General features: G+C 50.2%; 1 protein-coding gene. It reads right to left on the bottom strand.

Translation table 11 applies throughout. The features are described 5' to 3' along the window. Positions 1 to 219 (bottom strand): Maf family protein (locus NLF92_RS13540; RefSeq protein ID WP_254102784.1); only part of this gene is annotated, 219 nt, incomplete at its 3' end. Positions 220 to 247 lie beyond the last annotated feature (28 nt).

Below are 247 nucleotides of genomic sequence, written 5' to 3'. Positions count from 1 at the left end.
AATGACCGTATCGTCAGTCAACGTTTGCTTTGACGCCAACTTCGCTTTCACCGCCTGGCCTTTTTCAGCAGCAAGCCGTGAGACCAGCGACAGTGGCGTTTCGTTCAGGCGCGGCGATTCGTCAATATCGGCGGGTTGTATAGTATGAGCTATGTTCATTTGCTTGAGCAACGCGGTGCGTCTTGGTGATGCCGACGCTAACACTACCGATTTTGTCATTGTCTTACCCTTGGAATTAACAAAAAGG

Source organism: Opacimonas viscosa (genome assembly GCF_024199005.1).
GTDB lineage: Bacteria > Pseudomonadota > Gammaproteobacteria > Enterobacterales > Alteromonadaceae > Opacimonas > Opacimonas viscosa.
This window is presented reverse-complemented; position numbering and strand designations above follow the sequence as displayed.